This window comes from Actinokineospora sp. (assembly GCF_050699995.1).
Taxonomy (GTDB): Bacteria; Actinomycetota; Actinomycetes; order Mycobacteriales; family Pseudonocardiaceae; genus Actinokineospora.
Genome location: NZ_JBOHGC010000686.1, coordinates 1 through 6,669, shown reverse-complemented (window position 1 = coordinate 6,669; position 6,669 = coordinate 1). Strand labels below are relative to the sequence as shown.

General features: G+C 71.7%; 7 protein-coding genes. All 7 read left to right on the top strand.

Features of this window, described 5'->3' with window-relative positions:
- On the top strand, positions 1-979 hold a 979-nt coding region (locus tag ACRDSQ_RS33900), incomplete at its 5' end, for an aldehyde dehydrogenase family protein (RefSeq protein ID WP_431426879.1).
- A gap of 10 nt (positions 980-989) precedes the next feature.
- A complete protein-coding gene (locus tag ACRDSQ_RS33895) occupies positions 990-1,757 on the top strand; it encodes a 3-oxoacyl-ACP reductase (RefSeq protein WP_431426878.1) in 768 nt (255 codons plus the stop codon).
- Positions 1,741-2,463 carry a FadR/GntR family transcriptional regulator gene (locus ACRDSQ_RS33890; RefSeq protein WP_431426881.1) on the top strand — a complete coding sequence of 241 codons (723 nt, stop codon included), beginning with the start codon at positions 1,741-1,743 and terminating at the stop codon, positions 2,461-2,463. The genes ACRDSQ_RS33895 and ACRDSQ_RS33890 overlap by 17 nt, the downstream gene beginning before the upstream one ends.
- A gap of 572 nt (positions 2,464-3,035) precedes the next feature.
- Positions 3,036-4,235, top strand: coding sequence for a class E sortase (locus tag ACRDSQ_RS33885; protein WP_431426876.1), 1,200 nt, complete (start codon positions 3,036-3,038; stop codon positions 4,233-4,235).
- 19 nt (positions 4,236-4,254) lie between these two features.
- Positions 4,255-4,947, top strand: coding sequence for an SDR family NAD(P)-dependent oxidoreductase (locus ACRDSQ_RS33880; RefSeq protein WP_431426875.1), 693 nt, complete (start codon positions 4,255-4,257; stop codon positions 4,945-4,947).
- Between the two features lie 145 nt (positions 4,948-5,092).
- On the top strand, positions 5,093-5,809 hold the full coding sequence (locus ACRDSQ_RS33875; RefSeq protein ID WP_431426874.1) for a class I SAM-dependent methyltransferase: 717 nt from the start codon (positions 5,093-5,095) through the stop codon (positions 5,807-5,809).
- A gap of 97 nt (positions 5,810-5,906) precedes the next feature.
- On the top strand, positions 5,907-6,548 hold the full coding sequence (locus tag ACRDSQ_RS33870) for a 4'-phosphopantetheinyl transferase family protein (RefSeq protein WP_431426873.1): 642 nt from the start codon (positions 5,907-5,909) through the stop codon (positions 6,546-6,548).
- The last annotated feature ends 121 nt before the right edge of the window (positions 6,549-6,669 follow it).

The following is a 6,669-nucleotide window of genomic DNA, read 5'->3' as shown; positions in this document are numbered from 1 at the left end:
GCCGTGGAACTTCCCGATGCCGATCGCGTCGTGGGGTTTCGCGCCCGCGTTGGCGGCGGGCAACACGGTCGTGCTCAAGCCCGCCGAGCTGACGCCGCTGACGGCGTTGCGGTTGGCGGAGTTGGCGCACCAGGCCGGTATCCCGCAGGACGTGTTCCAGGTGCTGCCTGGGAAGGGTTCGGTGGTGGGGCAGCGGTTCGTGACGCATCCGTTGGTGCGCAAGGTGGTCTTCACCGGGTCTACCGAGGTCGGCAAGCAGATCATGGCGGGCTGCGCGGACCAGGTGAAGCGGGTGACCCTGGAACTCGGCGGCAACAACGCGAACATCGTCTTCGCCGACGCCGACCTGGAGAAGGCCGCGGCGACGGCGCCCTACGCGGTGTTCGACAACGCGGGGCAGGATTGCTGCGCGCGCTCGCGGATCCTGGTGCAGCGCAAGGTGTACGACAAGTTCCTCGGCCTGTTCGAGAAGGCCGTCCAGGGAGTCGTCGTCGGTGATCCCGGGGCGGAGTCGACGGAGATGGGGCCACTCATCTCGGCGGCCCACCGCGACCGCGTGGAGTCCTATGTAGACGATGCGGAGGTGGCGTTCCGGGGCAGCGCGCCGGAAGGGCCGGGGTTCTGGTACCCGCCGACGGTCCTGGCGCCGATCGACCCGGACCACCGTGCGGTGACCGACGAGGTGTTCGGGCCGGTCGTCGCCGTCCTGCCGTTCGACGACGAGGCCGACGCCGTGCGGCTGGCCAACGACACCGAATACGGCCTGTCCGGGTCGATCTGGACCCGCGACGTCGGCCGAGCGCTGCGGGTGTCGCGCGGGGTCGACGCGGGCAACCTGTCGGTCAACTCGCACTCCTCGGTGCGCTACTGGACGCCGTTCGGCGGTTTCAAGCAGTCCGGCTTCGGCCGCGAACTCGGGCCCGACGCGCTGGCCTCGTTCACCGACACCAAGAACGTTTTCCTGAGCACGGAAGACTGAGAGGGACTCCATGAGCAAGCGTCTTGAGGGCCGGGTCGCGGTCGTCACCGGTGGGGCGAGCGGGATCGGCCTGGCGTCGGTGCGCAGGCTGGCCGCCGAGGGGGCCCACGTGCTGGTCGCCGACGTCGACCCGGACACCGGCAAGGCTGCCGCGGAGGAGGTCGACGGGCTGTTCGTCCGGACCGACGTCACCAGCGAGTCCGACGTCGAGGCGATGTTCGCCGCCGCCGTCAGCACCTACGGCTCGCTCGACATCGCGTTCAACAACGCGGGCATCTCCCCACCCGACGACGACTCGATCCTCACCACCGGCCTCGACGCCTGGCAGCGGGTCCAGGACGTCAACCTGACCTCGGTGTACCTGTGCTGCAAATACGCGATCCCGCACATGCGGCGCCAGGGCAAGGGGTCGATCATCAACACGGCGTCGTTCGTCGCGGTCATGGGTGCGGCCACCTCGCAGATCTCCTACACCGCGTCCAAGGGCGGCGTGCTGGCCATGAGCCGTGAGCTGGGCGTGCAGTTCGCCCGCGAGGGCATCCGGGTCAACGCGCTGTGCCCGGGGCCGGTGAACACGCCGCTGCTGCGGGAGCTGTTCGCCAAGGACCCGGAGCGCGCGGCGCGGCGGCTCGTGCACATCCCGATGGGCCGGTTCGCCGAACCCGACGAGATCGCCGCCGCCGTGGCGTTCCTGGCCAGCGACGACTCGTCGTTCATGACCGCGTCGTCGTTTTTGGTCGACGGCGGGATCTCCGGTGCCTATGTCACTCCCCTCTGAGGACCGCCTCTCCGACGCGCTGCTGCGGCCGGTCCGCACGGGCAACGCGTTCGAGGAGACGATGGAGCGGATGCTGCAGGCCATCCGCCTGGGCGTGATCGGCCCCGGCGGGCGGCTGCCACCCGAGCGTGAGCTGTCCGCCCGGCTCCGCGTGAGCCGCGTGACCCTGCGCGAGGCGCTGCGGGTGCTGCAGGAATCCGGCTACGTCGAGAGCAGACGCGGCCGCTACGGCGGCACGTTCGTCAGCGCCGTGCTGCCCGCCCGGGCCCCGGCCGACCCGCCCACCGGGGTCGCCGCCGAACTCGAGGACGCCCTCACGCTGCGCTGGGCCCTGGAGACCGGCGCCGCCGAGGCGGCCGCGGGCCGGGCACTGAGCGGCGAGGACCGCAGGCAGCTGTGCGCCCGCCTCGACGACTGCGCGGCGGCCGGGCCGGGGGAGTACCGGCGCAAGGACTCCCGACTGCACCTGGCCGTCGCCGAGGCCACCGCGTCGCCGTCGCTCACCTCGGCGGTCGCCGACGCGCGTACCCGGCTGAACGCCCTGCTCGACACGATCCCGCTGATCACCCCCAACATCGAGCACTCGGAACTGCAACACCGAGCCATCGTGGACGCGATCCTGCGGGGTGATCCGCCCGGCGCACGGGCGGCGATGGCCGAACACCTCGAGGGCACCGCGTCACTGCTGCGCGGCTTCCTGTCCTGATACCTGCTGTGCTGATACCTGCCACCCTCCGTCCGGCGGTGTCCTAACCTCGTGGGGGACAGCGGCGTGGATGCGAGGTAGATCAGGTGCACGGAGACCGAGGGCAACAGCCTCGGCCGCGACCGGCGGACGACCACACAGTGGTCATCCCGCCGGTACGCCCGCCTGCCCGCACCCACGCGGCCGACACACCGGTCCGACCACCCGAGCGCCCGTCCCGCTCCGCGCCGGCTGCGGGTGAGGCCGATCAGTGGTCGCCGGTGGAGTCGGCTGCCCCGGCTGCGGGCGGTCGGCGGTCGCTTGAGCCTGACCAGCGACAACGGGTCGACGCCCCCTGGGGCACTCCGGCCTGGCCCGCGGCCGATCCCGCCGAGAGTGCGCTCGCTGAAGCCACGCCCTGGCAGGCCCCCGAAGCCCAGGCCCGGCCCCGATCCACCGGCTCGTCCGGTCCGCGGCCGCAGCCCACCGCGTGGCACGCTCCCGCGGATGATCGCGGTCCCGCTGAGGCATCCCGCTGGCCATCGGGGGACACGCCCGTTCCCAACGCTCCGGCGGCGGCACGCGACTCTCAGGTGGCACCCCCGCACGCCTGGCACGCTGGTGAGCCCGTCCACCCCGTCGCGCCGCCGACGGAATACGTCCGGCCCGCGAGCGCGTTGGGCCGCCCTGACGGTGCGGCGATCCCAGGTGAACCGGGGCGCCCGGCTGGTCCGTTCCCAGGTGAGCATGCCCGCCCCCCACTCCGTCCGTTCCCCGGTGACCCTGCTCACCCCGCCGCTGCCCAGGCCCGACACCCAGCCCGAGTCCAAGGCCGCCATCTGGGACCGCCCCCGCCGCCGCGGGTCAACCCGGACGCCCCCACCGAGTACATCCCCTCCCTGAACGACGAATACGGAGACGAGTACGACGACGAGTTCGACGACTACGAGGACGACTACTACGACGAAGACGAGCCCGAGCCCCGCCCCAAGATCGCCCCGGGCCTGCTGGCCGTGCGCTCCATCGGCGAGTTGCTCATCACCGCGGGCATGGTCGTGCTGCTCTTCGTCGTCTACGAGGTGTGGATCACCGACCTGATCTCCGCGGGCAAGCAGGACGACGTCACCACCGCCCTCGAAGAGGACTGGCAGACCCCCGCCGAGTCCGAGCGCACCGAGCACTTCTCGTTCGCCGACGGTGAGGGCATCGCGAGGCTCTACATCCCGGCTCTCGGGTCCGACTACAAGTTCACCATCGTCGAGGGGACCTCCGAGACCAACCTCGAGGTCGGCCCCGGCCACTACAAGCAGTCCGCCGCCCCGGGCGCGCCCGGCAACTTCGGTGTGGCGGGCCACCGGGTCGGCAAGGGTGCGCCCTTCAACGACCTCGACCTGCTCCAGTCCTGCGACGCGATGATCGTCGAGACCCGCGGCAGCTGGTACATCTACCGGATGCTGCCCACGGTCGAGGACGCCGAGAACTGGGCCCAGGTCGGCACCGACCCGTTCTGCGCGGGCACCCCCGGATCGGCCAAGGTCGAGCCGCTGACCGGCGAGTACGCCGCCACCATCGGCCGCCGGATCGTGACCCCGCGCGACTCCGCGGTGGTCGCCCCCGTGCCCGGCAACCTCGCCGCCAAGACGCCGCCCGAGCAGCGGCAGAAGCTGATCACGCTGACCACCTGCCACCCCAAGTTCTCCAACCGGCAGCGGATGATCCTGCACGGCGTCCTGGTCCGTGTGCACCCCAAGTCCGATCCGGCGCTGCCCCCGGAACTGCGCGAGACCCGCTGACACCGGGGAGACTGGGCCCATGACTTCGACGGCGTTGATCACCGGCGGCACCGGTGGGCTGGGTTCGGCTGTGACGAACGCGTTCCTCGGCGCCGGGTGGCGGGTCGTGGTGCCGTGGGTGGTGGAGGCCGAACTGGGCAGGCTCGGCCCCCATGACCGGCTCGAACTCGTCCGCGCCGATCTGTTCGACCAAGCCGACGTGGCCGCGTGCGCCGAACGCGCGGCGGCCGACGAGCACGCGCCGCTGGCCGCGGTGGTGAACCTGGTCGGCGGGTTCGCGATGGGCGGGCGGCTGCACGAGACCCCGATCGACGACTTCGAGCGGATGCTGCGGATCAACCTGCGGCCCACCTACCTGGTCACCCAGGCCGCCCTGCCCCACCTGATCGCCGCGGGCGGCGGCTCGGTCGTGTGCGTCTCCGCCCGCGCCGCGCTGAACCCGTTTCCCGGTGCGTCGGGCTACATCACCGCGAAGGCGGCGGTGTCGGCGCTGGTCGGAGCGCTGGCGGCGGAATACGGCGGCGACGGTGTCCGGGTCAACGCGATCATGCCCGGGGTGATCGACACCCCGGCGAACCGCGCGGACCAGCCCGACGCGGACCGCTCCGGCTGGGTCCGCCCGGAGAAGATCGCCGAGACGATCCTGTTCCTCTGTGGACACAACGGGTCCGCGGTCTCGGGCGGTGTCATCCCGGTCGCGGGCACAGGGTGAACAACTGTCACCCGTTGTTCGCAAGATCGGGTGGTCGCGTTACGGAGGTTCACCTGAAAAGCCCAAATGTGGATCTACCCCTTGTCACCGCCACCAGTTGAGCCGTAAACCAAACACCTCTACTGGGTTAGCGGGCGGAGGACACATGGAACGGTCGATCCGGACCAATTGGGAAAGTTTCTGGCACGATCTTCCGCGGGAGAAGGGTCTGCCGGTCTGGGACAGCGACGGCGCCATCACCGCGACGGCACAGCTGTCGCTCTTCCAACACCACTTCGCCGAGGGACTTCCCGTCCTCGACATCGGCTGCGGCAACGGGACGCAGACGGCCGCGCTGGCGGCCACCTTCCCCCGGGTGCTCGGCATGGACTTCGCGCCCGCGGCGATCGAGCACGCGCGGTCGCTGCAGGCCGACAGCCCGGCCGAGTTCCGCGAGTTCGACCTCGGCGACACCACCCGCGCGGCGGAGCTGCACGAGGAACTCGGCGACGTGAACGTCTACATGCGAGGCGTGCTCCACCAGATGCCCGACGAGATCCGCGTCGACGCGGTCGCCTCGCTGTCCACCCTGCTCGGCGGCTCCGGCCACCTGTTCGCCGCCGAACTCGCGCCGTCGGCGGCGCAGACCATCCAGTCGGCCCTCGGCCAGTCCGCCGACGCCGTCCCGAAGCTGCAGCGGGTCTTCCGCTACGGCCTGACCCCCGCGTCGTGGCAGGACGGCAAGTTCGAGGCCCTCCTCGACGGCGCGGGCATCGACATCGTCGATTCCGGCTCGATCACCCTGCACGGCACGGACACCCTGCCCAGCGGCGACCAGCTGGACCTGCCGATGAACTACGTGGTCGCCCGCAACCAGCGCTGAGGCAAGCGGGATCGGGGAGCCGCCCGTGCCGTCCCACTCGGTGCGGTTCCCGTGATTCCGTGCCGACGCACGTCCCCGCCGGATAGGGTCGGGCGTGATGATCGAGCGCATTCTGCCCGCCGCCGTGATCGCGGTCGAGGCCTACGAGGACCCGCCGGACGCGGCCCTGTTCCCGGAGGAGGAACAGGTCATCGCCAAGTCCGTGGAGAAGCGGCGGCGTGAGTTCACCACCGCTCGGCACTGCGCCCGGCAGGCACTCGCCCGGCTGGGGCTGCCGCCCGCGCCCATCCTTCCCGGCGAGCGCGGCGCCCCGGGCTGGCCGGACGGCGTCGTCGGCAGCATGACCCACTGCGACGGCTACCGCGCCGCCGCCGTCGCCCGGTCCCGCGAACTGGCGTCGGTCGGCATCGACGCCGAGCCGCACGCGCCGCTGCCGGGCGGCGTCCTTGACGCGATCGCCCGCGAGGAGGAGCTGCCGCACCTGGACGAACTGCGCCGCGCGTCCCCGGGCGTCCACTGGGACCGGCTGCTGTTCTGCGCCAAGGAGGCCGTCTACAAGACGTGGTTCCCGGTCACGCACCGGTGGCTCGGCTTCGAGGACGCGACCCTGACCTTCGACCCCGGCGGGACGTTCCGCGCCCGGCTGCTCGCCCGCGACACCCCGTTCGCCGCGCTCGACGGCCGCTGGACGGCGGACGGCGGCCTCATCGCCGCCGCCATCGCCGTGAAGCCCCTATGAAGTGGTGGCCTTGGCGGACACGAGCCCGGCGGTGGCGAGGGCCAGCAGCCGGTCCGCCGCGTCCGGCTCCCGCTCGGTGACGGTCGCGATCGCGCCGGTGAGCCGCAGGGCGTCGGCGAAC